This is a genomic window from Paenibacillus sp. B1-35, from assembly GCF_050474385.1.
Lineage (GTDB): Bacteria > Bacillota > Bacilli > Paenibacillales > Paenibacillaceae > Paenibacillus_B > Paenibacillus_B alvei.
Genome location: NZ_JBCHVJ010000001.1, coordinates 925,150 through 951,979, shown reverse-complemented (window position 1 = coordinate 951,979; position 26,830 = coordinate 925,150). Strand labels below are relative to the sequence as shown.

The following is a 26,830-nucleotide window of genomic DNA, read 5'->3' as shown; positions in this document are numbered from 1 at the left end:
GTGTTCTATTGCTTACGGTAACTAAGACGTGTGGCAATGCACCGGTTTCGTGGGCATCCTCATAGATAGGAATTTGCTTTTTCTATTACTGCCCGTTAAACATAAAATTATTCCCAAAACCGTTACTTACCGGTTTTTTATGAACGATAACCGGGCTGTTTCGTCAAAAAGGGCAGGCAAAAAACTCTCAGTCAAAATGTGCGCAGAACAAACAGGCCATGACAGGAATCCAAGTAACATGTCGTGAAAAATCCTCTAGCCCAATTCCCCAGTGAACCTATCTTAACCAGACCCTAAATGCGTTCTCACAAGGTGACAATTGGAAATATTCATCCTCATTCGGCAATGGACATAATTATCAAAATACTTGATGTCATGGTGCAATACAAAGGGGAGAGTTATCACATGTGGTGTCATTACCATGGGATCAAACTCCTTATCGTATTCGTGCTTGCTTATGTTCATATCCCGGAATGACACTCTATGCGCAACTGTATACTGCAAATGAGTATTTCTCCGAGTCAAAAAGTCGACAAGTTTGGATTATAATCAAATTCGTGTTTTAAAAACTTCAAACAAACGTATTAATTGAATTATTTAATCAATTTGCTATGATAAGATAGGATGAAATATCCATAAAGAGAGTTCACTTAGAAGAGAGAGGATGCTAGGAGAATTGATGGCGTTATGATCCGATTTTATGTAAACGCTTTATTAAAAGATTAAAGGGAGTGAACTAATGAAGGCAATGAAATATGTACGTATACTGACGGCTACCTTCCTTCTTGCTTCGGTGCTCATGGCATCGTTTTGTTCGACCGTTGCTCAGATGAAGGGGAGTGAACACCCATTAAAAATGAATTACGCATTTTCAAATCCAATACTGACCAACCCGCTGCTTGGCACCACTCAATATGTCTTGAAAAATGGAAGCAGCCTGAAGATTGCGCATAAGTACAATAGCGGCAACGATATGTGGATTATGTTCGACCATGCCGGTGCGAATCACTTGTACGGGATGAAGGAGTGGAGGCTTAGTCCGAATGCGAACAAGGATACCAATGCGGATTTGGCTCGTCCTTCAGTGATTCTATGGCCTGATATATCGGACTGGATTGGACCGTACATCGTTGGTGCCAACCAGAATGGCAATGGAAAGGGTCAGGATTTCACTGGCGGCAATCATAATTATGATGGCGGTGAGAATAGCTCTACAACAGGAAGAACCGTTCGGTACAAAGTTTGGGTAGATGGGAAAGAGCTGCAAGATGGGATCGTTGCAACCGGAAACAAGATCAAAATCGAAGTTGTAAATCGAATTCAAGGCTTTAATACGAAGGAGCAGGATGGCAGCGGCCGTGAAATTTTGCAGGAAACCGTAACGTATGAGGTAGAAGGTGGAAAGGTACAAGTACATTTGGATATTTTGCCGCTCGAGGAAATCACGATTTATCGGTATTATGGCTTGCAATCTGTCAACGGGGCATGGAACAATGAGGTGCGCTACTATGCGGGGACAACAGAAGTAGCAAGAAGTGCAGGATCCAAGTACAGCGACTCTGGTACGAAGTCTCAGCATCCTGACGTTGATATATACTTGGTTAGCTCAGCAGTGCAGGATGGAAGTCAGCATCAATTGCTTGTCACGCTTGATCGCAATTATGGGTTCGGACAGTTGCATTATCTTGCTGAAGATCAGCCGATTGTATTTACCCAGGATTATGGCAAGTCATACTTCCTGCAAGTCTATAATAAATCAGCGGTGTTGAAAAAAGGAGGGACTGCTTCATGGCAGGGCTCCTATCATTTTTTCTCTACATCGGATCAGGAGCACGATTAGGAAGCGGGATATGAGGGTAGCAATCGCTTCCTCGTGATCCATAATAACCATATTCATTCATTTGGTTCTGTATTATAATAGGTCGGTATGTAAAAAAGCATCATCATCACGAATGAACATCATTGCAAAGGATGAGCGATCATGACTAATATTTCACTGGCTAAGGTGGAACGCCAGAGGGTTCAGCTTTCGCAAGGCGGGCTGTTGACATTTCTTCTAGTGGGGAAATTAATGCTGCTTCGTCACTTCGTCTATGATTCGGTAACCGCATCAGGCTTGCTGACAGATATGATTTCAATACTTGTTCTTGTCAGTTTCTTTGAAGCAGTATTGCCTCGACTAATGAAGGGTCCCATTTATTGGGTTTTTAATGGCATTTTCTCTATTATTATGTTCGCAGCGACGCTGTACCATATTCACTTTAATTCAGTTCCGACATTTACAGCGTTTAATGAAATGGGGCAAGTTCCCCAAATCAGCGGCAGCATTGGGCCGCTCATCAAGACCTCACATTTTTTGTTTTTTGTAGATATTGCAGTGGCATTGATTTTCGTAGCAACGCGATGGTTGCTCCGCAGAAACTACTCGAAACAGCGATTCTGGATGGATTCGGCTCCTTTGCAGCGGTACATAGGTTGGAAATGGAGAGTAGCAGCGGCTCTGCTTATGGTCGTCTGCATGAGCTACTCCTGGTTCGTAATAGACAAGGCCGAATCGATCAGCAATGAGAAAGTAAAGTCAGAGAAGATTGGCTATCTCAACTATCAAGCAGCAACAGCGTTGAAAATTATACATGAGAATGAAATCATTGCGAACGGAAACCTGGATCAAACAAGATCGAAAATTAATGAGCTTCAAGCAACTTATCCTTATCGCAAAGACAGCCAGCCGCTTGGTCAGCCGCATTATTTCGGTACTGCTCGTGGCGCCAATGTAATTGTGGTTCAGCTAGAAGCCTTTCAAAATTTCCCGATTCAAGCCAAGCTGGAAGGACAGGAGATCACACCTGTGCTGAATGAGCTTTTGAAGAATAGCTACTATTTTTCGAATATATATCAGCAAATCGGCCAGGGGAATACATCGGATGCAGAATTCCTGTCCAATACGTCCATTTACCCGACAGGAACGGTTGCGATGTCTACGGGCTTTGGGATAAGAGAGCTGCCAAGCCTGCCTCGGCTCCTTCATGACTTGAATTATCAATCGGCGACGTTCCATGTCAATGACGTAACATTCTGGAACCGACATTTGCTTTATCCTGGTTTAGCATTCGATCATTACTACGATAAGCCATACTATACGAACGATTTCTTCAATGATTTTGGTGCTTCGGATGAAGAATTGTATCGGATCGGAGCAAAACAGATTCGGGACATGACGAAAAAGGATAAGCCCTTCTATGCTCAATTCGTTACAACATCCAGTCATGCTCCATTTCTTGTTCCGGACAAGCTGCGGAAGTTGAAGCTCCCAGCAGATATGGAGGGCTCGTATATAGGGAACTATCTAACGGCAATTAACTATACCGATTATGCGTTGGGTCAGTTTATCGAAGAGTTAAAGAAGCAAGGAGTCTGGGATCAAACAATGCTGGTCGTGTATGGCGATCATTTTGGCGTGAATCCGAATGAAGGAAGCGACGCAGATATATCTAAAAGATTGGGTGTTCCTTACTCGAATGAAGTGAGCCGCTTTAATATTCCGCTTATTATCCATGTGCCGAAACAAGCCGGGGGGAAAGTCATTGAACATATAGGCGGTCAGATTGATATTATGCCGACGATCGCCAACCTACTCGGTATATCGCTACAGGAGAAGCAATTTATCGCTTTTGGACGCGATATGCTGAACACCGATAATAACGTGGTTGGTATGCGTTATTATTTGCCTACGGGCTCATTTTTCAATAATGAGGTGATGTTCGTCCCAGGCGAGGGCTTTGAGGATGGTACGGCCATTTCGCTGAAAACCCTACAGCCTGTTCCGGTTCAAGAAGCGTATCGAAAGGATTACGACTATATTCTCTCTTTGATGAAGCTTTCAGACGAATATATTCAGCTGCTCCCGAAAAGATAGCGCAAAATAATAATAGGATGAAGGGCTATCCGTTATGTAACGATGAACCCGACAGATTATGTTGCGGAAGCAGCCGTATCCGATGCAGCAGCAAAATTCATCTAGAAATGAAGGACAAGAAATAAGAACTCCAGTAAATAGCTGCAGTTCTACCGTAACCAAACGATTGTGGGAGAACTGCAGCTTACATATATATGTTCACGTTAAGTTGTGATTTAATTCACATACTATCATTAAATTCCATGATATAGTATAACCATAAAGAACAGGGAGTGATAATGATGAGAACATTCAAAACATTTGACACAACGGATCAAGTAACTCGCAACTTCCTTCAACTTTGCTATATGTGTGATGATAACGACCGCTGCACGACAGAAGAAGAGTGCAGACAATGCTGGGCAGACAAAGGACTTGCACCTGAACAAGAAAATGAAGAAACACGTGAATTACTGAATGCGTACTACGCATAACCATCAATGACTTTCATTTTGATTACTTTGTGAAAATAATAACTTACCATGGTTAGTTTTCCCTCCACCTTATATAATAGAAAGAGCGCCGCATACACATTGGCTGTATGCGGCGCTCTTTCGCTGTATCCGTATATTAGCTAGCACTCTTGGATAGTGTGGGTGCAGGCTTAGGCTTGACCGGTGCAATATTGCGATTTGCCAAGCTTGTGGCGATCATCCCGGCAATAATGATGAACATTCCGACGAGCGACCACCCTTGAGGGAATGAACCGTTGAGCAGCAGGACCTCGCCAAGCACGGTGAAGATAAGAATACCTGCTTGGGTAGATTCGACCCCGGCAAGCAGCAAAGCTTGGCCTAACTGGGAAGCGGATGGCAATCCAACCGTAGCGGTTCCATAAATGCCAAGCAGAATGGCAATAGGCATGCTGCCAAGCGCCATACCGAGTGTGCGCTGGAAGGAATCCAGCTTACTGCCGCACAGCTCCATCATTTTACGGTTGCCAAGCGGATAGAAGGTGGCGCCGATAATAACAGGTATGAAACCAAGCAGCAATTCAGACAGTGTAACATTGCTCGCTTCAGACACTTGCATGAATGCTACACCGATAAGTATAATGACGGAAATACGCATGCTTTTGAATGGAATAGTTGTCGCACTTTTACCGGGCCATTCGGTGTCTGGCGAGTCTCATAGAACAGAGGAGACAAGCATCCGCCAATTAAGATCGTAATTTGCCACGTTCCTGATGTGAGCCAAGATGGTGCATAGACTGCCGCGAAGCTGAGCAGAGAATAGAACGCGACGCCGCACATGGAACCCCAAGTTAGCCAGTGCAAAGGATGCTTGCGCATTTCTCGGAAAAGCGGTGTAAGGTTTTTGCGAAATGCAACAATTGCCAGCAGGATCGGGATGGCAAGTAAAAAGCGCAGCGATGTGGTCCAAGCCCAGCTTGTCCCAGATAGGTTCATCGCGCGATTAATAATGAATGTGGATGAAAAAAACATGGATGCTAAAATGCCAACAAATATGGCTCTCATGATGCTCACCTTACCTCTACTTGAAAATCATTTTCAATTGTGTATCCAGTAAAGTATAATATACTATATTATATTTTAAGTAAAGTATATTGTAATAAATATTTTCGTGATGATTGTACACTATTCGTTTGAATTGGGGGAAACATTCGATGAATGAACACGAAACGAAGCAATTGATGCAATCGGTAGGAGCGAATTTGCGGAAGTTAAGAAAAGATAAGCAGCTCAGCTTAGAAGAATTAGCCGTTCTATCAGGGGTAAGCAAGCTTACTCTTGGGAATATCGAGCGTGGGGATACGAATCCGACAATCGGAATGATGTGGAAAATATCCCGGCACTTGTCCGTCCCGCTCATGACGCTGCTCATGCCCGATAAGTCGGTGCGGATTTCGCGCGCAGGCCACGGCCCTACCTATGAAAGCGAGTCAGGGCAGTGGATATTGGAGCCTGTATTTACGGACTTGCGCGAAAAGATGGAAATGCTGCGTGCACGGTTGAAGCCGAATTGTGTATACGAGCCAGAACCGAATCACCCATGGACTGTGGAAATTGCGACGGTTATGTCAGGCACGATCCGATTGACGATCGGGGAGGATACGTATACACTTCATCAATTTGACTCGATTCAATTTTCAGCTACCGAAACGCATATGTATGCCAATGTAGGGGATGAAGAGGCGGTCGTGCAATTTACGGTATTTTACTCGTAACATGCTGTTATTCATATAGGAGAAGACTGGAAAGGTAGGTGTAGATGATGCACCCACAATCACGTTGGTTGCTGGAAGTATATTATGACGGGTGGTGCCCGTTATGCACAGGAATACGCAAGCGGCTGGAGCGCTGGGATTGGATGCATGTGCTGCAATTTTACTCCATACGCGAGCCCGAGGTAACAGAACGGATATCGGTATCCGTCGATCACTTGATATCCAGCATGCATGTCCGGGAGACGGGCAGCGGACGCATTCGCTCTGGTATTGAGGCGGTGCATGCTCTCTGTATGCGAGTGCCCATGCTCATGCTTATTAGTCCGTTTGTTTGGATTAGTATGAAGCTGGGAGTAGGAGGAAAGTTGTATACATACATCGCTTCAAGGCGCACCATTGTTCCCGCCGGGCAATGTAATCATGACAGTTGTGATATTCCTTTAAATGGGGAGCTACCAGTTAAACACAAGTAGATTCTAACGTCCTTATGTGCAGCTAGTGGGCGTTTTTGTGTTTGTGTTGTAATTTGCAGCCATATATAACTGCAATTGTTCATTTTTCTCGATCATTAAGAAAAAAAGGAAATGGGGAGTGAGAGCGAGCGTGACGAACCAGCGTCATCAAGGTACACAACGAAAGGGCACCAAAACTCGAAAGATACGCGGGTGGTTTCTTTTTTTTCTGCTTGCAGATATTCTCATTTTCAGTGGTTTCGCTATCATCTACAGCGAGTCAAAAGGGTGGGAAAGGGATATAAAACATGCGGTTGCGGTTCAAACGATAACTGCAGATACGAGCGGCATAGTTGCTATAAAGGGGGCACTGAAATCAAGCGCCCCTGCTCGAGATGATGATTTGACAGACTCTTATGCGATTCTCGTGAAGGAAGATCGCAATTGGTCATGTAATTCTCGCAAATGCAGGTATGTGGCTGTTATGACGTCAACGATTGGTGATGTCAACGGACTGTCGGTAAACGGTATCTCGCTTCAACCTTCTGTATTCCGACTGACAGGTCTGGAAGTGCCGCTGCTAGAAGGTTCGCTTCGTGATTCAGACCAAACAGTGGAGAATGGTAACATACTCGTTGTGAGCCAGAAGGAAACGGCACGGAGCTATGCAGGCGTGCGAAATGGCGAGGAGGTTACCGTTATTGGTGAGGCAGTGGACGGGCAACTAAAGCCGATGGCTTTTCCTGAAGGTACTGATTCCGTCCTGTATGCAGGTCTGGCTCCATATGCGCCGAAGGACATGCCTGAACGGATTGAAAGCGGGTATGTTGTTGGATCGTCATTGGAGGCGATTATTGAACATGAGCTGAATATGCAGAACAGTGTTATTTGGACACTGCTTATCGTTGGCTTGCTACTGCTGCCTGTAACGCTATTGTTCGCTCCGTGGCCGAGGTCACGAAGAAGCAGAGCAGGATGAAACGAAACCATCTTGTACTTATTAAAAAATGATTTGAAGATGCTATTGTGAACGAAATCGAAGATGGGTCAATATTAGGGGGCTGGTTCGTGGTTCCGTGCATCCAAGGGATATTGAAAGATAAGACTGCATTAGGGAAATAGCGGAATTCCAAGTGTAAAAGGTGCACAATATGAGTGAACTACATGGTGCACCTTTCAAATGTTACTTTTGGATAGTTTGATTTATTTTTCCACATAGGCGAGCAAACTGGGTCAGCTCATCCTCGCTTAGTGCAATCCGAATATCGTCCATGATGCTATGTCGGGATTCTGCTGCTTTTTTAAGAAAGTCCAGCCCCGCCACGGTGATATCATGGTACATGTACCTTCTATCGCTTTTGTCTCGAGTCTGGGTAATCATCTTTTTCTCAATCAGCTTCTTTGTCAGCTTTGAGATCGCTGACAGCGATGCATGGAACGCATCGGCTAGCTCTCGAGTTGTCCTTGGGCCGCTGGTATTAAGCAGATCAAGTATATTGTATTGGGCGGACGTGATTCCTTCCACGTTAAATCGATTATGCTCGGCTGCCAGTTTGCACTGGAGCATCGTAAATTCGGTTTCGAAGTCATATAATTGTCTTTCTGACAAGGAGAACCTTCCTTTCTATGTGCATATCTTCTATGGTCATATCTATTGTCAGCCCCGATGATGCATTTATCTGCATCTTGTAGTCTCGTGGACATCATCAGATCCATCGGGAGAAGCGTTGAGCTTATAAGTATGCTCCAATAATCGACTCTTTGCAGGTGCGGAGCTCATCCGGAGTTCCAAATGCGATAACGGATCCTCCAGCCTGTCCACCTCCGGGTCCGAGCTCGATCACCCAATCAGCATTTGCGATAAGTTGGGTATGGTGCTCGATGAGCAGAACCGAGTCCCCTCGATCGACAAGGCGATTCAATACTGCCAGCAGCTTACTCGTATCTTGATTGTGCAATCCTACTGATGGTTCATCCAATATGTACAGCGTATGACCGCTTCTGGCATTGGACAGCTCAGCAGCCAGCTTGACACGTTGAGCCTCACCGCCGGAAAAAGTACTGGATGGCTGGCCCATCCGCAAATACCCTAAGCCAATGTCGCATAAGCAATTCAGCTTAGCTGCGATTTTCAGATTATCGCGGAATAGTTCCCTCGCCTGCTCGATACTTAACTGAAGCACATCAGCGATAGAGTGTCCGCGCCATTGCACAGATAGTATTTTCTCATGATAACGTTTGCCTTGGCAAGTCGGGCAGGCAATGAAACGATCGGCCATGAAGTGCATTTGAACTTTAATGCTGCCTGTGCCTTTGCATGATTCACATCTTCCTCCGGCTACATTGAAGGAGAAATCTGAGGCTTTTAATCGTAAGCCTTGTCGAGATGCAAGCTCCTTGAACCATTCCCGAATATCGTCAAAAACTTTTGTATACGTCGCTGCATTGGAACGGGATATTTTGCCCATTGCTTGCTGATCTACAACAACGAGATGCTGGATATGCTCATGTCCGCTTATTCGATCTGATTTAGTCGATGTTAAACGGCAAGATTGAATTCGCGGGAGCAGCTCTTCCAATACGAGAGTGGATTTACCTGAGCCCGATACGCCTGCTATGACGGTAAGGACTCCTAGAGGAATATCTACCGTAATATGCTGCAAATTGTTCGAATGCGCATCACGGATCGTTAATACGCGATGCCAACTGCGAGCAGTTGACCGGTTCGTCTCCAAAGAACCCCGCAAGCTTCGTGCCGTCATCGATTCTGGATGCAGCATCAACTCATTGACCTTGCCTTGGAACATCAAATTTCCCCCAAGCTCTCCAGCACCTGGCCCAATGTCTACGACATAGTCCGCTTGTCGGATCACATCAATATCATGTTCGATGACGATTACCGTATTGCCTAGATCAGTTAGCTTGCGTATCGAACGCATCAGCTTGTCGGTATCCTGCGGGTGCAATCCTGCCGTAGGTTCATCAAGTATACAGATCATGCCGCTCAAGCTCGAATTCAGCAAGGAGGACAGCCGCATACGTTGCGCTTCGCCGCCAGACAGGCTAGAAAAGCTTCGATCCAGTGTTAGATAATCCAGTCCCGTATTCATGAGACTTTGCGTACGCTCCAGCAATTCTATCCAGATAGGATGAGCCGCTTCGATGTATCGCTCAGGCAGAGTAGAAGGCAAGTCTTCCAGCCAATTCAGCAGTTGCGTTAGAGACATGGACATAAGATGGTGGATCGGCGTGTTGTGCACTAGGACGTGAAGACTGGCGGGATTCAACCGCGATCCGTGACATGATCCGCATGGAACCGTTCGTAGGAAGCGTGTGAATTCCTGCTGTGATTCTTCGTCATCGTCACCCTCGTAATAGCGGCGCAGCAGGCTGTTCACGGCACCCTCATATTTACCCTGCTTCATATTGGATGGGGCAGGGGCGTCAGGGCGAAGTTCGCGAATGCGTTGGTCGTCCGTTCCGTACAGCAGCATGTGACGCACGATGTCCGGCAATTCGCCGTTCGGCCGCTGAAGATCCTCTTCGAGCAAGGGAAGACGATAATATTTGGCTGCACGCAGGAGAAGCGGGGCAAAGTGCCACAGGAAGCCCTTTTTCCATACTTGAATGCCGCCATCTTGAATCGACAAGTCGGGACGTACAATTGCATCGAGAATGGGCTCTACTTGTTCGCCAAGACCGGTACACGTCGGGCACGCACCCAACTGCGAATTAAAGGAGAAGTGCGCCATCGTTATATTTTCTACTGGTTGTCTGCAGGAAGGGCAAGCATATTGTTCTTGATGCATGTGATTCTCTTCGGACATGCGAACAGGGGATGTTCGTATATCTGCATAGTTGAATATCGTATGGCAGTGCGGGCAAGCTCGTTCACCAATAGCGGTGTATAGAAGGCGAAGGTATGTATAAATTTCACTATACGTTCCGACAGTGGAGCGTCGGCTGAAGTTGTGATGATGTTGACTAACGCTGATGATTGGTGACAAGCCATAGATGTTGTCATAATCCGGACGCTGTACATCGTCCGCGGCATGTCCGGAAGCACTGACAAACTTGCGTTCCCCTTCTTGGATGAGGATGTTGAACAAAAGGGTGGATTTACCTGAGCCGGATACGCCCGATACAACAGACAATTGATTCCGTGGAAAGCGAACCGTGAAATCCTTCAAGTTATGTTCCCGGGCTCCTTGGATGACGATCCAATCGGGTGATGATGCAGTCATGTTGATTTCACTCCTTAATAAATGGAATCAGGAAATAGTTGAATTAGGAAACTATTGTGTGCAGAAACTACTATAGTCCTGTTCGAACCCAATGTCAAATAGCGGCAACGGCAGGATATGAGATGAAGTTGCTGTGCTGATAGATCGTATATGAGAGGGGAAGAAAAAAGAAGAAGCCTGCTCGGCTGCATAAGCGAGCAAGCTCTGACCTTGATTGATCTTCATTTATTGCCTTACGGAATACGGAGCAGATTGATAGTAAAAGTTTGGATTCACGATCGAATTATCGTAGCTTTGGTGAAAAATAGGCGTTGACGCAGGCGACATCGGCGGAATCAACCAAGTCCAGTCACCCGTATAAGCCCGTTCGCAGCTCAGTTCCTGCTCCTGGAACCTGACGAATTGCTGCGCGGCAGTATGATGGTCTACGATGCTTACTCCCGCTTCTTTGAAGGAGTGAAGTACCGCTGCATTGAGCTCAACAAGCGCCCTGTCTTTCCATAGAGTTGTATTGGAAGCAGTAGAGAGTCCCATGTGCTCCGCGATCACGGGAAGCAGATTATATCGTGCTTCGTCGGCCAGATTGCGCGCGCCGATCTCAGTGCCCATGTACCAGCCGTTAAATGGCGCCGCAGGATAAGATATGCCGCCGATATCGAGACGCATGTCCGAGATAATCGGGACGGCGTACCAACGCAGCTGCAGCTCGGCGAACCAATCGAACTCCGAATGGACAAGAGGAACCTCCATTATGCAAGCTCGCGGGATATCGAAGAGCTGCGGCGGATTTGCTCCTGTCTGGATGATGAGCGGCAGTACGTCGAAGGGCGTTCTCTTTCCTTGCCACCCAAGCGATTGGCATATCTGAGTAAACGTAAGCGAGTGCGGATCCCCAATCATCCCTTGCTCCGTTTCATAGCCGGCATAGCGGATGAGCTGGTGATTCCATATGCGAACATGATGGGTTCCGTCTGGATGCGCCGGCGCGAAGATTGTGATGGTGGGACGTATTCGCCCTTCATTCGTCGCCGACTCGATATGATGGATGAGCGCATCAGCTACCTGCTTCCCTTCCGTTAAATGCCGCGCGTCAACCACGTGCAAGGATGACCAGAACAGGCGTCCAATACAGCGGTTACTGTTGCGCCAAGCCATCTTAGCTCCATGTGATAGCTCCTCTGCCGTATGCGAGTAAGTGCCCGTATGCAGAATGTCGGACTCTATTCGTGATAGGCGCTCATTAATGTCTGCAGGAGATTTGCCGAGCTCTTGGTAGCATTGCCTAATAAATTTCGCAGCTTCTTCGAGAAGCCCTTGCTTCGCTTGTACATTCATCTTCCGATGTCCTTCCTTGCGGCTCTTGCCGTTATGTATCGGATTAACTATATCAGATTCCGGCGGATTGGTATGCATCGTTTAGGACGATGTCGATGAGATGTAACAATTTCGCCTGTTTCGGGTACGAAAAAAATCATGCTCCGATCATGAATGGTGACACACAAGCTGTCACCATTCGCGTGATATAATCAAAACAATACAGTTAAAATAATCCAGATAAGGTGAATCTCTTGAGAAAAATTGATCGATTAACCGCTATCATTATCGCCCTTCAGCAGCGTCCCGAAACGTCTCAGTCGCTTGCGGAAAAGTTTGAGGTATCCCGCCGCACCATAATTCGCGACATGCAGGCATTAGGAGAAATGGGTGTACCGTTGTATGCGACTGCGGGTTCAACCGGCGGCTATCGGTTGATGGAGGGGTACACGTTACAGCCGCTTCAATTAACGACAACAGAGGCATTAACGGTGCTCTTTGCCCTGCAAGGGATGACTCAGCTTCCCGACTCGCCTTTCAATCAAGAGCGCTGGACTGTAATGGACAAGCTGAAGCAGATCGTGTCCAGTGAGGTGCTGACAGAAGTGGAACCGATATTGGAGAGAATCGAGCTGTCGGTTCCAGCGAGGAATTATCGTGCTCCTCAATTAAAGCAGCTGCTGGAGCATATTGCACAGCCGAAGCCAGTGTGGCTTCATGTGTACTATCGATCGCAGAAGCATGAGCGCTGGTTATATTTGCAGCCGAATCGCATTTATTCTGCGCACGGCTTCTGGTACTGTGACGCGTACTCCCCAACGCATGGAGAGGATCGAGCATTTCGAGTAGACCGGATGTCGCAGATAGCGGTTGTGGATGGTGAGGTGTTCAGGGAACTGGAAGGTCAAAGTATTTCCAATAAGCAGACTATCTCCGATGGGGAGAAGGATACAGGCTCTATAAGGGTAAGGGCGAAACTAACATATCGCGGCATGCTGCTTGCGGAGCAGGATGAGCATATCGGGGAGTATGTCCATGATACAGGCGAAGATATGGGGGAGGTTGATTTTAGCTGTCCCCGATCTGAATGGGAGTGGGCTCAGCGTTTCTTTTATGGACTGGGACTGGATGCAGAGGTGCTGGAGCCTGACGAATTGCGCGCAGCCATTCATCAGCATGCAAGTCAGGTCAGCGAACGGTATGCCCGTACCATATAATACGAAATGGTATAACGGGTGAACGGATGTTGTTGATGCGTGTTGAGCATGTATAAGAAGGGAAGGAATAGAGTATGAATGCGAACCAGATTCAAAGTTATGAAGAGGCAGTTGAACTTATTCGCCATGTAGGCATATTGCCGCTGGCCAACCTCGCGCCGAATCATCCCTCGCTAGTCAGTGTGACGGAGAAGAAGCAATGGCACAGTGATACGGAGGCAGATCCGTGGCGCTGGCGAGTTCGATTTCCTGGGGATGGCGTTGCCGCTTATGGAAAGTTTTTCAAAAAGAAAGGAGTATTCATATCCATTGATTTAGTGCCACTTGTCAGGAACGCGATTGTTGGGAGCCTACGTACGGTGAGGGAGCGATATGAGGCGGGATTAATGTCGCCCGAAGCGAAGCTATTGTACGCCATCATCGCCGAACATCCAGGGATTGATACTAGGGTGCTCCGGATGAAGGCAGATATGAAATCTCCAGACCAGAAAAAGGTATTCGATAACGCGTTGAACGAGCTGCAGGGCAAAATGGACATCGTCATTTCAGGAGTGACGGAACGACGCAATGATGCAGGCGAAGTTAACGGCTGGAATAGCACGTCATATGAAACGATCGATCATTGGATGGAGCAATTAGGAATCGAAGCATTAACGATAAATGCTCATGAGGCGAGGCAGCAGCTTCAGGAAAGGCTTGCTAGTTCGGTGACTTCCGACGCGCTTGCGTACTTCACTAAGTTATTGCAGCCATGAATATTAACGTAATTAAATAAAGCGTTTCGTCCATCAGCGAAACCTTGAACGGCAATTCGTGTGAAAGAAAGAGGTCAATAAAGACCGGAAAATGAAATATATTAATCACATTAAATATAAATGGAGTTGATAAAATGTTGGATGTTGATAGTTTCATTCGTGCGCAGCGATTTGTTCACAAGAATGCGAGACTTTTGGATCGAAGACGGTTTGAATATCATTTTAACAAGGGGAGTAAGGAGGCGGTAATCCTTGCACTCAAGGGCTTCCAAAATGAAGATGGCGGATTCGGTCAAGCCTTAGAGCCAGATATTCGTTGTCCGCACAGCCAGCCTGTACCCACTGAAATGGCACTTTCGATCATGGGTGAAATCGATGAATATGATGCTGATATTTTAGCAGGAATAGGCCGCTATTTGGAATCGATTTCGGTAACAAGTACGGGAGGATTCCCTTTAATTCTGATGTCGGCGAACGATTATCCCCATGCGCCATGGTGGACTGTATCCGATGACGGTTGCGCTTCCGTGAACCCCACGGGACATATTCTCGGCTATCTGATGAAGCAGCAGGCAGCTCCCGAAATTATGCAAAAAGGCTGGTTTAAGCAAGCTGAGCAGTTTATGTGGAGTCAACTGAAGACGGCAGAATGCGCTGACTATCACAGCAATATTCAGTATATTTCCTTTTTGACAGCTCATCCGGATAGGGAAAGAGCGGGGGAGGCTTTGCAGAAGGTTAACGATTGGCTGCGGCAGCCCGGCGTTATTGAACGTAATACGAAGGCAGAGGGGTATGTACATAAAGTGCTGGATTGGGCACCTATGCGCGAGAGCTATTGCGCTCAATTTATCGCAGATAACGAAATTGAAGAACATTTGATGGCATTAGTTGGTGAACAGCAGGAAGATGGAGGTTGGCCGATCAGCTGGCCTGCCGTGAGTACCGCTGGCGAGATGGAGTGGCGAGGGAGCGTGACCGTAAATCGGCTGTTGACGTTACGGTCATATGGTTGGTTGAACACGTGAATTGTAGTGGAAGGAAAGAACCTTACCGGATTAACGGTAAGGTTCTTTGCATGTTTGGAAAAAAATGTTGTGCAATCTATAATTATTCCCCTAAATTTAGAGCATATCTATTCATTTTTGTCGAAATATGACGATATATAGCTCGTTGGCATACTTTGTTCGGTCAGCTAATACGTAAGTGGTACATATGAATTTGTATTCGTAATACGAATGACTCCCGTATGTAACCTGCGTACCAGTCAAAAGGGGGCTTATTTGGATGAAGCACAAAAGTTTAGTCATGAAGTCAGTCATCGGGATGACAATTTTGCTTGCTCTCATGTGCGTTGTATTTACGACGACTTCTTATTGGATGGAGCGGGGAATTTATAATGATGAGATGTTATCCCTTCACACTACGCTGACAAGGCAAATTGAAATTGAAAACGATGGTATTGCGAGCGCTGCAGGCAAGCTGAAGTCAATGGGAGCATCGCAATATTCCAATGACGAAAACATTGAGTGGATACGTGACAATTTGAACGTAATGGTTCGGGACAATTTTATTAACTATGTCTATTTGCTGTTTCCGGAAGTAACGGAAAAAGACGGGAAATCGTACATGAAGGTGCTGCAGGGAAGCCATGATTTTGAACAATTAGGCAACAAGCCTGGCAACGATTATGAATTGAAGCCGGCCCTGTTTGAAGCGGTACGTACCATGGAGAAATCCGGAATCGGGTTCAGTGATGCGTATGAAGATCTTGGCGGAGAATGGATCACGGTCGTTAAGCCGATTCACAACGATAAAGGTGAGACGGTGGCCGTTTTTGCAGTAGATTTCAATAACAATAAGGTTAAGGCCGATCTGAATGGGATGCTGTGGAAAGCGATAGGCATCGGCACAGGGGTAGGAGCAGTGTTCATCATCATTATTGCCTTTTTGATCCGCCGATTAATAAGTCCGCTCAAGCAACTGTCGAAATTGTCGAAGCAAGTGGCAGGCGGGGATTTGACCGTGTCTATTCCCGTTCATTCCAAGGATGAGATTGGAGTCCTGGCAGACAGCTTCAATGTCATGATCGCTCAAATTAAGCACTTAATAACGAATGCGAAGACAACTGCTAATCATGTTGCCGAATCTTCTCATCATTTGACCATGATCGCGGAGCAAACAGCGCAGTCAAGCTATGAAATATCCGGATCGATCCAGGAAGTGGCTACCGGTTCCGAAACGCAGATGCAAGGTGCGGAAGAAAGTAAAGCGGCCATGGAAGAGATTGCAATTGGCATACAGCGAATAGCGGAATCCTCCTCGACTGTATCTGAACTTAGTCATGACGCTGCAGTATCGGTCGATCAAGGTAATCAGGTTGTACAGTTGACTATGCAGCAGATGGATCAGATTCGCAGCTCGGTTAACCGTTCCGTAGCCATTACGCAATCATTGGCGGATCAATCGGAGAAGATTGAGCATATTGTGAGCATTATCGGCAATGTAGCCGTGCAGACGAATTTGCTGGCGCTTAATGCTTCAATTGAAGCGGCGCGGGCAGGAGAGCATGGACGCGGCTTCGGGGTTGTGGCACAGGAGGTGCGCAAGCTGGCGGAGCAGACAAAGGTCTCCACGGAACAGATTGGCGAACTGCTGAACTCCGTTGTCATGCATACGAAGGAACTCGCTGAAGCGATGGGAGAAAGCGCGGAACAGGCAGAGCAAGGAACGCTTGTCGTTCAAGAGGCTGGTGCGCATTTCCAAGAAATCTGGAAGGCTGTGCAGCATGTCACGGAACAGATTCAAGAAGTATCCGCAGCAGCGGAGGAAATGTCGGCCGGCACTGAAGAGGTAGCTGCCACGCTTGATAACTTGGCTTCAATTGCTAAGGAATCATCGGGGAACACGCAAAGTGTAGCCGCTGCGTCCGAGGAACAATTGGCTATCGTAGAGGAAATATCAGATACAGCCGCTCTATTGAATGGGAAAATGAAGGACTTACAGGCAGAAATGCTCAAGTTCACGATATAATACGACGAGAAGAATTCCTGAACCCCTGCACTCCTAAGGAGCAGGGGTTCTTTTTGTTATAAGCTTTCACAAGCGAAATGGGTGGGCATTTCAACAGCGTGCACAAGGGGGAAAGAAGTGAATAAATCGGCGTAAAAAATAAAACGATGTAAAATATATTTGACATTATTTCGTAGTTGCTTATAATAAATAATGTAAAATGTTTTTTACATTTGAGAGGGTAGGTCTCGTTATGAAAAACAAGATTACAGAGCTGCGGAAGCGTATGGGCTTGTCACAACAAGAGCTGGCGCTGCGGTGTGAAGTGACCCGGCAGACGATTAATGCGATCGAAAATGACAAATACGATCCAACATTAGCACTTGCCTTCAAGCTGTCACGCACATTAGGGGTCACGGTCGACATGCTGTTCACTTACGAGGAGGAACTGAAATGAGAAAACAAGATGAAATGGAACGCTATCATAATGACAAATCAGCAAAAAATGGCTACGTGTTCTATACGATAGCCTTGCTCGTATGGGCGCTGTACGATCTCATGAACAAGGGGAACAGCGGGTTGCAGTTTACGATTCTGTTAATTGGGAATGCGATTATTTTTGTGGACAAGAGTTTATTTTAAACGAAGAACAATGTAGTGCTTGCAACTAGGACTTATATTTGGGTACATCATTCTAGTGAATTTTATATACATAATAATTATTATGTTAACTTAATTGTTTTTTTAACTAGGTTTGAACGAAAATGAATCCTCAACCGTATTATGGTCAACTTATCATTAAGAGATACTGTCAGTATAAGGTGCGGTTGAGGAGGGGCTAATCGATGATTATTGTAACAACAGAACATGTGCCAGATTATGAGGTGAAGGAAGTTCTCGGAACGGTATTTGGCTTGACCGTTCGGGCGAGAGGATTGGGGAAGGACATTGCGGCTGGATTGAAGGGCCTTGTAGGCGGCGAGATTAAGCAGTACACCGAGATGCTGGAGGATGCGCGTAGGCAAGCGATAGATCGCTTAGTTGCGAATGCGCAAGCTATGGGAGCAGATGCAATCATAATGATGCGCTTCGACTCTGGAGAGGTCGGCCGCAATATGAGTGAGATTGTCGCCTATGGCACGGCAGTTACGATTCGCCCCAAGCGTGATGTGAAATGACAACGTTCTTAATCGTTTATTTTTCCATACAGATTGCCTTTTTCATCGTCATACTCATTGTATCTGCTTTTCGAGATCGCAGGCATGAGGCTAATGCGGAGGACAAGGTGCCGGAAGGATATATCGAGACATCGGAAATTAGCGTGGATCCATCAACGGGGAGGAAGGTAACTGTGTATTACAATCCCAGCACGGGACAGCGGTGGTATCATTCGGAGAAAATTACAAAATGATCGTCCTTCTTCTGCAATGATTAAACAATGCTTCATCTACGATTTTGTAAATGACAAGTTCATATGTAACGATGTAACCGAAGCTGATTGGAGGCTTACAGGAAGTTCGTCTTCCTGTAAGTCTCTTGATTAAAGGCTTCGGCTTTTTGTCTTTATGGATATAAATGGCGGGTGCAAAGGATTGCTTCCGTGGGCCTACATAATTAGACAAAAGAAAACTTTTGTCGCTATATACACGAGTGTTGAAATCTTTTAAACTTAAGTTGTTAAAAATTGTGAAATTATATTTCATCCATCTAGAGCTGTCTGATGATATTCTCATTTCTTAATCAAGAAGGAGGGAATTAACGTTGCATCATGCAAGGAAACGGGCTCGCATTATGCTCATGGTAATGCTGTCGGTCATGTTTATGTTCAGCACAATTGTAAACGCTTACGCGATAAATTCCTCAGAAGCGTCACCGACACCATCTTCTGAAGCGGCCGATGAACAGGCTATGTTGCCTAATCTTGAAAGCGCTGCTTCCTCCCTGTTAATTGATGACTTCGAGCAGCTTCAACAATTAACGGCATCATCCGCTCGAGCAGTGCCGGGCTCTGTTAAGGCAATCTTAACCTCTAGGCCGGATGCTGTGCAGCATGATGAGCATGCCGTCAAGCTCACCTATGATTTCACTGATACATCAGGAACATCCGCAGCCTATCTGAATTTCTTAAATGCTTCTGGTGGAGCAGGTCGGGAATTAATCGGCTATCCTTCTACAATCGGTGTTTGGGTATATGGAGATGGAAATAAACATTGGCTGCGAGCTCAATTGCAGGACGGAACAGGAGCAAGGCCTACAATAGACTTTACAACCAGCAACGGGCTGAGTTGGGAGGGATGGAGGTATGTTACGGCAAACATGCCTACGAATCTAGTCCAGCCTATTAAACTGAACCAGTTGTATGTGGTAGAAACGAATGATCGGAACAAAAATAGCGGAGCTATTTCTTTCGATAGTTTGCGGGCTTTCTATGGAGCGACTACTGTCTATGAAGTTACTGTTGCCGGTTTACCGCCCTTGCAGACGGGGGAAACCAAGCGGGTTCAGGTATTGGCAACATATGCTGGAGCAGCAGAGCAAGCAGATGTAACCAAGGATGCAGTACTTGTAAGCAGTGATGTTTCGATTGTACGAGTGAATGCTGATCATACCATAACAGGAGTAGGTGAAGGACGTGCAAAGTTAACCATTCAATATTTGCAGGCTCCAGACTCGGTATATGAAGTTGCTGTCACCAGCAGCGCACCAGCCATGCAGCAATTGAGCCTGTATGGAAATCCGCTCATGGAGATCGGTCAACGTGTAAAAACCAATGCATTTGCGCGCTACGAAAGTACACCGAAGCCTGTTGCTATGCTTGATGGAATCACATATTACAGCAGCAATCCGAAGGTAGCTTCCATTGATGCAGCTGGCATGGTCACTGCCTTGGAGAGTGGTACGAGCGTGATGAAGGCGGTATATGGCGAGCTGACTTCCTCTTATGAGCTAACGGTTGTTGCGGCGCAGCCGAAGCTGGAGAAAATTGAACTGTCTGGACTTCGCGCAATGACTATTGGCGAGTCCTTGCAAGGGAAAGTGACAGCTTACTACTCAAATGGCACATCGCAAGAGGTGACAAGCAGTGTGATGTTCAAGACAAGTCAGCCGAAGACAGCGACGGTAGATGCAACTGGTGTCATAGCTGCGCTTCAAGTTGGAATTAGCTCCATTTCAGCTACTTACGGAGGAAAGACAGCGGATTTCACGCTTGTCGTTAATAAGAATTCATCACCTCCCAAGCGCCAATTGCGAGCGGCTTGGATTGCTTCAGTCGTCAATATCGACTGGCCGCGAGAGGGTGTTGTAACGGAGAAAGAACAGAAGCGTGATTTTATTCAGCTGTTAAATGAACTGGAAGCGGCAGGAATGAATGCGGTTGTGATGCAAATCAAGCCGACTGCTGATGCATTCTACCCTTCGAAGTACGCGCCATGGTCAGAATGGCTGACTGGCGTACAGGGTAAGGATCCGGGATACAATCCGCTTCAGTTCATGATTGAGGAAGCACATAAGCGCAATATGGAATTCCACGCTTGGTTCAATCCCTATCGTGTCAGCATGCAGTCAGACGTTACAAAATTGGTTGCCGATCATCCTGCGAGACTGCATTCTGATTGGGTTATCACCTACGGAGGGAAGCTTTATTTCAATCCAGGCGTGCCTGAGGCGAAGCGCTTTGTCATAGACAGCGTTATGGAGGTTGTCAACAATTATGATATCGATGCGGTTCACTTCGATGATTACTTCTATCCGTACAAGGTAGATGGGGTAGACTTTCCGGATCGGGAGACTTATCAGAACTATGGGGCTGGGTTTACCGACATTACGGATTGGAGACGCAACAATGTGAATGCCTTCATCGAGGAATTGGCGAAGAAAATGAAGCAAGTGAAACCTTACATGAAGTTCGGAATTAGCCCATTTGGAGTGTGGCGCAATAAAGCGACAGATCCGACTGGATCGGACACGACAGCTGGTGTAGAGAACTATGATGACCTTTATGCAGATACCCGCTTATGGATTCAAAAGGGCTGGATTGATTATATTACTCCGCAAATTTATTGGTATTTTGGCTTTACTCCAGCGGCTTTTGAGAAGCTTGTGGACTGGTGGGTGAAGGAAACTGAAGGTACGCACACTCAGCTCTATATTGGTCATGCCGATTATAAGGTAAACGATCCCAATACGCCAGCATGGCTCAATCCAGATGAGCTTCCTAATCAACTGAAGTACCTGCTCAATTTCGACGTGGTGAAGGGCAGCATGCATTTTAGCACGACGGATATCCTTAACAATCCCCTTGGTTTGAAGGATCGGCTAAGTGGAGAGAGCTATCGCTTTAAGGCGCTTGTTCCCGAGATGCCATGGCTGCCAGCCAATACCCCGCCTGTACCCAAGCTTACGGCTGCGCATGTAACAGGTCAGGGTGTGCACCTGTCCTGGGAGGATGCAAAGAACAGCTCAGCAGCTTATTACGTGATATATCGGGCCGAAGGCAATACAGCAATTGACATTAACGATCCGAAGAACATATTGACAACGATTCGGAAAATAAATGGGATGTATCAGTTTTACCTAGACACGACAGGCAATCCCGGAAAGCAGTATTCGTATGCGGTAACCGCTGCTGATCGGCTCCACAACGAAAGCAACCTTAGTCAATCTAAAACGATATGGAATCAAACGCTTGCGTCAATCGAAATAAAGGCTGATGCGAGAATGGTTGTTGGACAGCAGCAGCAAATAAAAGTATATGGCATTGCGAAGAACGGTGATCGGTTCGAGATGACCAGCGATCTCCGATTTACCAGCAGTTCATCTTCGATAATGTCTGTTGGGGAGGATGGCCGGGTAAATGCAAAACAACCCGGTACTGCGACCATAACTGTTAAATACGGAAGATTTTTGCAGGGAACGCTGCAAATCCACGTGTTAATGAAATGAAGCAGTGAGCTTCCTATTTGTTGATCCCACCCTATAAAACAGCGCATGCAAACGCCAAAGCCAGCATTCAAACCGAATGCTGGCTTTTCTTATACGCGATGGCAACATATCCGTCATTATTGCGATATTTGATTTATTTCTGAAAATAATGAAAATTTTCGAAAAATGAGTTTCACATTAGTTGAATTAGGGTAATGATACACATGTCCTGCTACACTCATCGCAGGACTCACTCTGGTGAAGTGAAAGGATTGCTATAAGGAGGCAGTTTCATCATGAACGCACAAGGCAAAACTTATCAACTGAAAGCAGAGAGAAGAACGGACTTTACTCGCTCTTCCCTTCGTGAATTACGTCAGAAAGGTCGGATTCCGGGTGTTGTGTACGGTGCAGATATGGAAAGTACAGCACTTCATGTCGATTCAAGGGAGTTCGCTAAGCTCGCCCGTGTTGGACGCACAGAGGTGTTCCAGCTGCAGATTGAGGGTATGAAGCCTGTACAAGCTTTAATCAAGGACGTTGTCAAAGGCGACGGTGCTTATGCGCATATTGACTTCCAACAGGTATCGGCCAATCATCCGATTCGCATTCATGTGCCAATTGAGTATGTGGGCACACCTGTAGGTGTGAAAAAAGGCGGTATTTTGCAAACACAAGAAACGAATCTGGAGATTGAGGGGCTGCCTGCACATCTTCCTTCCGTTATTCAAGTCGATATCTCTACTTTGAGGATAGGCGGCAAATTATTGGTAGAAGATGTTCAAGTTCCAGAACATATACATCTCATATCCCATAAGAACGAACTGTTGGTATCCATTGTTACGCAGCGAGGAATGGAAGAAGCGGAGGGTGAGGAAGAGTCGCTAGCGGAGGCGCCAGCAGCAATTGAGGCATAGCGAAATAATAAGTAATATAATTAATAATATATAGCGTTAAGAGTCTGTTGAGGTGCGCATTAAGCACAGGCAGGCTCTTTTTAATTATTAATAACTGTTATTTCGATTCACATGAATCATGTCTCATCGACTCATACTAACAAGTAGTGATGGGGGTGATGGATTGCGGAATATATATGTGATAAGCATTTTGGTGTTGAGTCTGACCTTGTACAGTGGTTGCATGATACAGGGAAATGAGCGAACCATGCTGCATATTGAGACAAAGCCTGCTGCTCACTTATCCTATACGGTTCATGCAGGGGATACCGTTGAGCTGCACCTGCAAACCTTGCGTTCATTCAATCACGCAGTATGGAAGATGCAGCAAATGCCGACACAGCTTGTTCATAAGTTGTCAGAAAATGAGGTTAGAAGTAATGGGGTGCTTGTGAACAAATTCAATAAGCTCCCTAATGATTACCGTCCCAGTGATCTTGTTTATCCGAATGCTCCATTTATTTTTGATGAGCGGGTGGATAAGCGTAAATTGCGTAAAGAAGCGGCCCGTGCTTTGGAACAACTTATTGCCGGCGCTAGACAAGACGGCATTTATTTAGCTGGCGTATCTGCTTACCGCTCTCAAGCTGCTCAAACGGAAATATACCAGAACAATGTCCGGCGTTATGGCAAGAAAATGGCTGAATTGTACTGCGCAGAACCTGGACATAGTGAGCATAAGACAGGGCTGGCTGTTGATCTGACTCGCAGTGACGGGAAATGTGCGGTTGAAGCTTGCTTCGCAGTGACGAAGGAAGCGAAATGGCTGAAGGATCATGCCTATGAATATGGATATATTGTGCGATATCCCAAAGGCAAAGAACACATTACAGGGTATCAATATGAGCCTTGGCACATTCGGTATGTTGGGAAAAATCTATCTTGGCTTTTGACCGAACGTGACATCACCTTGGAAGAATATTATCAATCGTCCTATCCATATTGGAATGAGCTTGGGAAATAGACAAGAGAAGTAAAAAATAATAAACCACCCAAGCGATGCTTGGGTGGTTGCCTGGATTCGATTATTAGAACAAGAATGAGCGGCTTACGATTACAAGCAAAATGAAAAGTACCAAGATAACACCTGTGCTTGTGAAGCCACCGCAAAATCCGCCAACACCACAGTTTCTTACATCAGACATGTTCTTAACCCCTTTCGCTGGAGAATGATGTATTACCGTATAATTGTATGTAGGAAACTGCGGGGGTGATTGGACGTTTGACGGATTTCAGCGCGTCATTCATATGAAAAAGCCATGCAATTGTTGCATGGCTTGTACGTTCTGCTAGGTTTAGAAGCCTTTATATTGCGGCTCTTCCGCTTCCAACTGCTGAACGCGGCTTTCCACTTGATCCAAGATCTGCTGCGTTTGTTGCGCTGCATTGGTATATAATTGCTTGGCTTCTTGGTTTTGAGTAGCTAGTGCGAATGATTCTAAATCAGCCTGTACACCCTTTAATGAAGCTAAGCATGTTTTTACTTGTGATCCTACTGTCATGCTGCAACACCTCCCTTCCTCATTCGATCTACAGAGCATAATTTGTCCCGAATACGGCTGTACCATACCTCCCAGGAGCAAATAAAACCACTTTCATAAAAACAGGAGCACCTACAAATAATGACGTAGTGGAACAAATGGAACTTTTCTTCTCAAGGAGGATGTATTATGCCACAATGGCTGGAAATCACACTTCGGACTTTGGTTGCGGTTGTTGCCTTGTTCTTGCTTACGAAGATGCTCGGTAAGCGTCAGGTAACGCAATTATCCGTATTTGAATACATAACCGGCATCACGATCGGAAGCCTAGCAGCCTATGTCTCTTTGGATTTGGAGAGCAATTGGTATTTAGGGCTTGTGTCGCTTGGGGTGTGGGTTGCTGTATCATTCGGAATCGAAATATTGCAATTAAAAAGTAAAACGATGCGAGATTGGATTGATGGCAAGTCAACAGTCCTTATCAAGAACGGAAAAATTTTAGAGGATAATTTAAAAAAGGAACGTCTAACCACTGATGAATTGCTGCTGCTTCTTCGCAAAAAGGATGTATTTAAAGTCGCTGATGTGGAATTTGCCATGATGGAATCAAGCGGCGATGTTAGTGTGCTGTTAAAAAATGAGAATATGCCCTTTACCCCCAAGCATTTGGGCATCAAAGTTGCACCTGAATACGAGCCGCAAGCAGTCATTATGGACGGTCAGGTTTTGGAAAAACCACTGGCCACCATTGGACGTGATAAAAAATGGCTGAGCGAACAGTTAACCGCACTGGGGGTGAAGGCCGTTCAGGATGTATATTTGGCTCAAGTAGACAGCTTCGGAGAATTATATGTTGATCTCCTCAATGACCAAATTAAAATCACGGTTCCGCAGAAGCGAGCGAATACGCTGGCAACGATGAAAAAATGCGAAGCTGATCTGGAACTGTTCTGCCTGGCAACAGAAGATGAAAAGGCTAAGCAAATGTATTGGCAATGTTCTCGTACGATGAAGCACATTATTGAAAAGGTACGACCATTACTCATTCAATAATTGCAAAGGAATGGGATGAAGCGAGGTGGCTTTATGCTAATAGGCAAGCAATCTTGGAAATTTGAGCGAGCTCCATATATTATCGGCACGTCAGCTATTGTTGGCCCTGAGGAAGGGCAGGGGCCGCTGGCGGCTGATTATGATTTGATTCATGAGCAGCTTGATTTGTATGAGAAGAGCTGGGAAAAGGCCGAGCGCAAGCTTCTTGAACAAGCGACGAGTCTCGCCATTACGAAGGCAAATGTAAATACAAGCCATATCGAGTACTTCATCGGCGGAGACTTAATGAATCAGATAACAAGCAACAGCTTCGCTGCACGTACTTTGTCAGTTCCTTATATTGGTGTATTTGGCGCGTGCTCGACTTCCATGGAATCGTTGGCGCTAGCGGCGATGATTATCGATTCTGGCAATGCCAATTATGCGCTGGCGGGCACGTGCAGTCATAACTGTACAGCAGAGAAGCAGTTTCGTTACCCTACAGAATATGGTTCACAGAAGCCGCCAACGGCTCAGTTTACTGTGACCGGAGCAGGGGCAGCCGTTCTGTGCAGCCGAGGTAGCGGGCCAAGGGTTACTACCGCTACGATAGGCAAGGTCATTGATCTAGGGGTTACGGATCCATTCAATATGGGGGCGGCAATGGCTCCCGCAGCTGTAGATACACTGCGGGCACATTTCAGAGACACCGGGCGGGAGGCAAAAGATTACGATCTTATCGTAACTGGGGATTTGGCTGCAGTCGGTCATCCAATCGCGTCAGACTTGTTGAAACAGTCTGGAGTATCAATGGAGGGTACAGTATTCGACGATTGCGGACTCATGGTATTTGACCGTAACAAGCAAGCTGTTCAAGCTGGGGGCAGTGGCTGCGGCTGCTCAGCTGTTGTCACTTATGGGCATTTGATGAAGCGAATGATTCGAGGGCAACTAAAACGCTTGTTAGTCGTGGCTACAGGCTCATTGCTGTCTCCACTTTCGTACCAGCAAGGGGAGAGCATTCCATGTATTGCCCATGCGGTGTCCATCGAGATGGAATCGTAAAAAACGAAAAATTATCATCTTACAATTAATGTATATAATGGATCCTGATTATCAGGGTCCCTTTTTATGTAATAATGTATTTTGTTTTCAGACATGTGGTTAATTATTCATAATGTCTACTATGGAAATATCAATTTGAGTAAAAATCCTCTCCACGACTACTCCTGTAAGAAAATATAAGAAACTACTTTACAAAACTATGAAGATAAAGTAGTATAGTGAGAAATATTGAGGTG

At 46.0% G+C, this 26,830-nt stretch carries 24 protein-coding genes and 1 pseudogene; 19 read left to right on the top strand and 6 right to left on the bottom strand.

All coding sequences use genetic code 11. The annotated features are described in order from the left end of the window. The first annotated feature begins 739 nt into the window (after window positions 1-739). The 3 genes from ACQ5BJ_RS04180 to ACQ5BJ_RS04170 all read left to right on the top strand — a co-directional run bounded on the left by ACQ5BJ_RS04180 (window position 740) and on the right by ACQ5BJ_RS04170 (window position 4,389). Window positions 740-1,840, top strand: coding sequence for a hypothetical protein (locus tag ACQ5BJ_RS04180; protein ID WP_430108744.1), 1,101 nt, complete (start codon window positions 740-742; stop codon window positions 1,838-1,840). A gap of 141 nt (window positions 1,841-1,981) precedes the next feature. After that, complete coding sequence (locus tag ACQ5BJ_RS04175) at window positions 1,982-3,916, top strand: LTA synthase family protein (RefSeq protein ID WP_268599862.1); 1,935 nt, start codon at window positions 1,982-1,984, stop codon at window positions 3,914-3,916. Window positions 3,917-4,194: 278 nt separating this feature from the next. Then, window positions 4,195-4,389: a hypothetical protein gene (locus tag ACQ5BJ_RS04170; protein WP_005550015.1), complete on the top strand. Its 195-nt coding sequence runs from the start codon at window positions 4,195-4,197 to the stop codon at window positions 4,387-4,389. 136 nt (window positions 4,390-4,525) lie between these two features. Here ACQ5BJ_RS04170 and ACQ5BJ_RS04165 read toward each other — a convergent pair. After that, window positions 4,526-5,433 (bottom strand): annotated as a pseudogene (locus ACQ5BJ_RS04165) (DMT family transporter). A gap of 149 nt (window positions 5,434-5,582) precedes the next feature. Between ACQ5BJ_RS04165 and ACQ5BJ_RS04160 the strand changes: the two are divergent. From ACQ5BJ_RS04160 to ACQ5BJ_RS04150, 3 genes are all read left to right on the top strand, one after another. After that, the gene (locus ACQ5BJ_RS04160) at window positions 5,583-6,143 is read left to right on the top strand and encodes a helix-turn-helix domain-containing protein (protein WP_005550018.1); all 561 of its coding nucleotides are present in this window, start codon (window positions 5,583-5,585) and stop codon (window positions 6,141-6,143) included. A 44-nt stretch (window positions 6,144-6,187) separates the two neighbouring features. Further along, complete coding sequence (locus ACQ5BJ_RS04155; RefSeq protein ID WP_430108740.1) at window positions 6,188-6,616, top strand: thiol-disulfide oxidoreductase DCC family protein; 429 nt, start codon at window positions 6,188-6,190, stop codon at window positions 6,614-6,616. A gap of 130 nt (window positions 6,617-6,746) precedes the next feature. After that, window positions 6,747-7,574, top strand: a complete 828-nt coding sequence (locus ACQ5BJ_RS04150; RefSeq protein ID WP_268599859.1) for a hypothetical protein — start codon at window positions 6,747-6,749, stop codon at window positions 7,572-7,574. A gap of 204 nt (window positions 7,575-7,778) precedes the next feature. On the opposite strand, the gene ACQ5BJ_RS04145 is transcribed toward ACQ5BJ_RS04150, so the two are convergent. From ACQ5BJ_RS04145 to ACQ5BJ_RS04135, 3 genes are all read right to left on the bottom strand, one after another. Further along, window positions 7,779-8,204, bottom strand: a complete 426-nt coding sequence (locus tag ACQ5BJ_RS04145) for a MarR family winged helix-turn-helix transcriptional regulator (RefSeq protein ID WP_005550022.1) — start codon at window positions 8,202-8,204, stop codon at window positions 7,779-7,781. 124 nt (window positions 8,205-8,328) lie between these two features. After that, window positions 8,329-10,839: an excinuclease ABC subunit UvrA gene (gene uvrA, locus ACQ5BJ_RS04140; RefSeq protein ID WP_430108737.1), complete on the bottom strand. Its 2,511-nt coding sequence runs from the start codon at window positions 10,837-10,839 to the stop codon at window positions 8,329-8,331. A gap of 225 nt (window positions 10,840-11,064) precedes the next feature. Continuing rightward, window positions 11,065-12,174, bottom strand: coding sequence for a nitric oxide synthase oxygenase (locus tag ACQ5BJ_RS04135; protein ID WP_268620579.1), 1,110 nt, complete (start codon window positions 12,172-12,174; stop codon window positions 11,065-11,067). 224 nt (window positions 12,175-12,398) lie between these two features. Between ACQ5BJ_RS04135 and ACQ5BJ_RS04130 the strand changes: the two genes are divergently transcribed. The 11 genes from ACQ5BJ_RS04130 (at window position 12,399) to ACQ5BJ_RS04080 (ending at window position 23,980) form a co-directional block, all read left to right on the top strand. Continuing rightward, entirely contained in the window at window positions 12,399-13,370 is a 972-nt protein-coding gene (locus tag ACQ5BJ_RS04130) for a helix-turn-helix transcriptional regulator (RefSeq protein ID WP_430108733.1), read from the top strand. Between the two features lie 74 nt (window positions 13,371-13,444). After that, complete coding sequence (locus tag ACQ5BJ_RS04125; RefSeq protein WP_005550027.1) at window positions 13,445-14,125, top strand: AlkZ-related protein; 681 nt, start codon at window positions 13,445-13,447, stop codon at window positions 14,123-14,125. A gap of 134 nt (window positions 14,126-14,259) precedes the next feature. Continuing rightward, on the top strand, window positions 14,260-15,153 hold the full coding sequence (locus tag ACQ5BJ_RS04120; RefSeq protein WP_005550028.1) for a hypothetical protein: 894 nt from the start codon (window positions 14,260-14,262) through the stop codon (window positions 15,151-15,153). 259 nt (window positions 15,154-15,412) lie between these two features. After that, on the top strand, window positions 15,413-17,158 hold the full coding sequence (locus tag ACQ5BJ_RS04115; protein WP_430108729.1) for a methyl-accepting chemotaxis protein: 1,746 nt from the start codon (window positions 15,413-15,415) through the stop codon (window positions 17,156-17,158). A 232-nt stretch (window positions 17,159-17,390) separates the two neighbouring features. Beyond that, window positions 17,391-17,594, top strand: coding sequence for a helix-turn-helix transcriptional regulator (locus ACQ5BJ_RS04110; protein WP_005550030.1), 204 nt, complete (start codon window positions 17,391-17,393; stop codon window positions 17,592-17,594). Then, window positions 17,591-17,779 carry a hypothetical protein gene (locus ACQ5BJ_RS04105; protein ID WP_430108726.1) on the top strand — a complete coding sequence of 63 codons (189 nt, stop codon included), beginning with the start codon at window positions 17,591-17,593 and terminating at the stop codon, window positions 17,777-17,779. Before ACQ5BJ_RS04110 ends, ACQ5BJ_RS04105 begins: the two co-directional genes overlap by 4 nt. Before the next feature lie 203 nt (window positions 17,780-17,982). After that, window positions 17,983-18,315, top strand: coding sequence for a YbjQ family protein (locus ACQ5BJ_RS04100; protein WP_005550035.1), 333 nt, complete (start codon window positions 17,983-17,985; stop codon window positions 18,313-18,315). Beyond that, window positions 18,312-18,548, top strand: a complete 237-nt coding sequence (locus ACQ5BJ_RS04095) for a hypothetical protein (RefSeq protein WP_005550036.1) — start codon at window positions 18,312-18,314, stop codon at window positions 18,546-18,548. The genes ACQ5BJ_RS04100 and ACQ5BJ_RS04095 overlap by 4 nt, the downstream gene beginning before the upstream one ends. A gap of 350 nt (window positions 18,549-18,898) precedes the next feature. Continuing rightward, window positions 18,899-22,081, top strand: a complete 3,183-nt coding sequence (locus tag ACQ5BJ_RS04090) for a family 10 glycosylhydrolase (protein WP_430108724.1) — start codon at window positions 18,899-18,901, stop codon at window positions 22,079-22,081. Between the two features lie 275 nt (window positions 22,082-22,356). Continuing rightward, on the top strand, window positions 22,357-22,977 hold the full coding sequence (locus ACQ5BJ_RS04085) for a 50S ribosomal protein L25 (protein WP_005550039.1): 621 nt from the start codon (window positions 22,357-22,359) through the stop codon (window positions 22,975-22,977). A 163-nt stretch (window positions 22,978-23,140) separates the two neighbouring features. Then, complete coding sequence (locus ACQ5BJ_RS04080; RefSeq protein WP_268599854.1) at window positions 23,141-23,980, top strand: M15 family metallopeptidase; 840 nt, start codon at window positions 23,141-23,143, stop codon at window positions 23,978-23,980. Between the two features lie 64 nt (window positions 23,981-24,044). Here the strand turns inward: ACQ5BJ_RS04080 and ACQ5BJ_RS04075 are convergent, their stop codons facing one another. Together ACQ5BJ_RS04075 and ACQ5BJ_RS04070 are read right to left on the bottom strand one after the other, a co-directional pair. Further along, a complete protein-coding gene (locus ACQ5BJ_RS04075; RefSeq protein ID WP_193373007.1) occupies window positions 24,045-24,161 on the bottom strand; it encodes a sporulation protein YjcZ in 117 nt (38 codons plus the stop codon). A gap of 150 nt (window positions 24,162-24,311) precedes the next feature. Then, a complete protein-coding gene (locus ACQ5BJ_RS04070; protein WP_005550041.1) occupies window positions 24,312-24,518 on the bottom strand; it encodes a DUF1657 domain-containing protein in 207 nt (68 codons plus the stop codon). A 168-nt stretch (window positions 24,519-24,686) separates the two neighbouring features. Between ACQ5BJ_RS04070 and ACQ5BJ_RS04065 the strand changes: the two genes are divergently transcribed. Further along, window positions 24,687-25,550: a DUF421 domain-containing protein gene (locus ACQ5BJ_RS04065; RefSeq protein ID WP_268599853.1), complete on the top strand. Its 864-nt coding sequence runs from the start codon at window positions 24,687-24,689 to the stop codon at window positions 25,548-25,550. 33 nt (window positions 25,551-25,583) lie between these two features. Next, window positions 25,584-26,594: a stage V sporulation protein AD gene (spoVAD, locus tag ACQ5BJ_RS04060; protein ID WP_262866700.1), complete on the top strand. Its 1,011-nt coding sequence runs from the start codon at window positions 25,584-25,586 to the stop codon at window positions 26,592-26,594. Window positions 26,595-26,830: the final 236 nt, after the last annotated feature.

Bases quoted from the DNA above. Each gene is read 5' to 3' on its own strand.
- ACQ5BJ_RS04120 (WP_005550028.1), top strand. From the start codon at position 14,260: ATGTTGGATGTTGATAGTTTCATTCGTGCGCAGCGATTTGTTCACAAG.
- ACQ5BJ_RS04175 (WP_268599862.1), top strand. From the start codon at position 1,982: ATGACTAATATTTCACTGGCTAAGGTGGAACGCCAGAGGGTTCAGCTT.
- ACQ5BJ_RS04070 (WP_005550041.1), bottom strand. From the start codon at position 24,518: ATGACAGTAGGATCACAAGTAAAAACATGCTTAGCTTCATTAAAGGGT.
- ACQ5BJ_RS04085 (WP_005550039.1), top strand. From the start codon at position 22,357: ATGAACGCACAAGGCAAAACTTATCAACTGAAAGCAGAGAGAAGAACG.
- ACQ5BJ_RS04125 (WP_005550027.1), top strand. From the start codon at position 13,445: ATGAATGCGAACCAGATTCAAAGTTATGAAGAGGCAGTTGAACTTATT.
- uvrA (WP_430108737.1), bottom strand. From the start codon at position 10,839: ATGACTGCATCATCACCCGATTGGATCGTCATCCAAGGAGCCCGGGAA.
- ACQ5BJ_RS04135 (WP_268620579.1), bottom strand. From the start codon at position 12,174: ATGAATGTACAAGCGAAGCAAGGGCTTCTCGAAGAAGCTGCGAAATTT.
- ACQ5BJ_RS04105 (WP_430108726.1), top strand. From the start codon at position 17,591: ATGAGAAAACAAGATGAAATGGAACGCTATCATAATGACAAATCAGCA.
- ACQ5BJ_RS04110 (WP_005550030.1), top strand. From the start codon at position 17,391: ATGAAAAACAAGATTACAGAGCTGCGGAAGCGTATGGGCTTGTCACAA.
- ACQ5BJ_RS04100 (WP_005550035.1), top strand. From the start codon at position 17,983: ATGATTATTGTAACAACAGAACATGTGCCAGATTATGAGGTGAAGGAA.
- ACQ5BJ_RS04115 (WP_430108729.1), top strand. From the start codon at position 15,413: ATGAAGCACAAAAGTTTAGTCATGAAGTCAGTCATCGGGATGACAATT.
- ACQ5BJ_RS04180 (WP_430108744.1), top strand. From the start codon at position 740: ATGAAGGCAATGAAATATGTACGTATACTGACGGCTACCTTCCTTCTT.
- ACQ5BJ_RS04075 (WP_193373007.1), bottom strand. From the start codon at position 24,161: ATGTCTGATGTAAGAAACTGTGGTGTTGGCGGATTTTGCGGTGGCTTC.
- ACQ5BJ_RS04095 (WP_005550036.1), top strand. From the start codon at position 18,312: ATGACAACGTTCTTAATCGTTTATTTTTCCATACAGATTGCCTTTTTC.
- ACQ5BJ_RS04155 (WP_430108740.1), top strand. From the start codon at position 6,188: ATGATGCACCCACAATCACGTTGGTTGCTGGAAGTATATTATGACGGG.
- ACQ5BJ_RS04065 (WP_268599853.1), top strand. From the start codon at position 24,687: ATGCCACAATGGCTGGAAATCACACTTCGGACTTTGGTTGCGGTTGTT.
- ACQ5BJ_RS04170 (WP_005550015.1), top strand. From the start codon at position 4,195: ATGATGAGAACATTCAAAACATTTGACACAACGGATCAAGTAACTCGC.
- ACQ5BJ_RS04160 (WP_005550018.1), top strand. From the start codon at position 5,583: ATGAATGAACACGAAACGAAGCAATTGATGCAATCGGTAGGAGCGAAT.
- spoVAD (WP_262866700.1), top strand. From the start codon at position 25,584: ATGCTAATAGGCAAGCAATCTTGGAAATTTGAGCGAGCTCCATATATT.